This is a genomic window from Bacillus sp. EB600 (assembly GCF_024494385.1).
Taxonomy (GTDB): domain Bacteria; phylum Bacillota; class Bacilli; order Bacillales; family Cytobacillaceae; genus JAEVLT01.
This window is the reverse complement of the sequence record NZ_JAEVLT010000123.1, coordinates 1-1,054: the sequence shown is the minus strand read 5'-3', so window position 1 is coordinate 1,054 and position 1,054 is coordinate 1. Positions and strand designations below refer to the sequence as shown.

The following is a 1,054-nucleotide window of genomic DNA, read 5'->3' as shown; positions in this document are numbered from 1 at the left end:
GCTATTTTTTTGTCTAAAATTATAAATTTGGTCCCTTGGTCAAGCGGTTAAGACACCTCCCTTCACGGAGGTAACACGAGTTCGAATCTCGTAGGGGTCACTTTTGGAGGATTAGCTCAATTGGTAGAGCAACTGACTTGTAATCAGTAGGTTGGGGGTTCAAGTCCTTTGGCCGGCACCAGTTTTCGAGCCATTAGATCAGTCGGTAGAGCAACTGACTTTTAATCAGAGGGTCGAAGGTTCGAGTCCTTCATGGCTCACCATTTTATTAGATATACGGGTGGGGAGGAATTGGCAGACGCGCACGACTCAAAATCGTGTTCCTTTGGGAATGTCGGTTCGACCCCGACCACCGGTATCACTCAAAAGCACGACTGAAAAGGCTTCTACTCGTTTAAGTAGGAGCTTTTTTGTTGTCTACTCAGCACGAATCAACGCTTAAAAGTCGTGTTCCATGAGTCGTATGTATCCTTCAAGTAAAAAGGAGGAGAAAAACTGACATGGCAAGTAGAAGAAAGAACTAACTGGATAAGTCACAGATAGCTAAAATCATACGAGAGGTAGAGTCCGACGTACTCGACTTTGAGACCTCCCTGGAGTTTTTTGTGAATGACTGTAAACTAAAGAATTTACGACCTCACACAATCAAGTATTATTTGAATGAGCTTAAAGTCTTTAAGAAATACCTTGAGGAGCTGGAGCTGAAGAGTAACCCTCAGAGCGTCTCAAGTACGGTTATTGAAAGAGTTATTATTTATATGCAAGAGCAAGGCTTGAAGGTTGTAACAATCAATTCACGCTTGAGAGCAATTAGAAGCTTTTTTAACCTCTTACATAAGAAGAAGTACATTAAAGAAAATCCAGTCGAGGAGCTTTAGCTCTTAAAAGGAAGAAAAGAGATTATTGAAACTTTCTCAGATAAACAACTCGATAAGCTATTCAGCCAGATTGATGAGCTTACCTTTGTAGGTGTCAGAGATAATGCTCTGATGAGCAGAGTAGTTCCTATTTCAGAGAACATGGAGAAGTCACTCAGAAGGTGGCTTGATATTAG

1 protein-coding gene and 4 tRNA genes are annotated in these 1,054 nt (G+C 41.4%); all 5 read left to right on the top strand.

Going from position 1 to position 1,054, the window contains the following annotated elements:
• Positions 1 to 29 precede the first annotated feature (29 nt).
• The 5 genes from JN080_RS28805 to JN080_RS28785 all read left to right on the top strand — a co-directional run bounded on the left by JN080_RS28805 (position 30) and on the right by JN080_RS28785 (position 878).
• Positions 30 to 100 (top strand) — tRNA-OTHER (locus JN080_RS28805).
• Between the two features lie 5 nt (positions 101 to 105).
• Positions 106 to 181 (top strand) — tRNA-Thr (locus JN080_RS28800).
• Between the two features lie 6 nt (positions 182 to 187).
• Positions 188 to 263 (top strand) — tRNA-Lys (locus tag JN080_RS28795).
• 13 nt (positions 264 to 276) lie between these two features.
• Positions 277 to 358: transfer RNA gene (locus JN080_RS28790), tRNA-Leu, on the top strand.
• Between the two features lie 247 nt (positions 359 to 605).
• The gene (locus tag JN080_RS28785; RefSeq protein ID WP_256239356.1) at positions 606 to 878 is read left to right on the top strand and encodes a site-specific integrase; all 273 of its coding nucleotides are present in this window, start codon (positions 606 to 608) and stop codon (positions 876 to 878) included.
• The last annotated feature ends 176 nt before the right edge of the window (positions 879 to 1,054 follow it).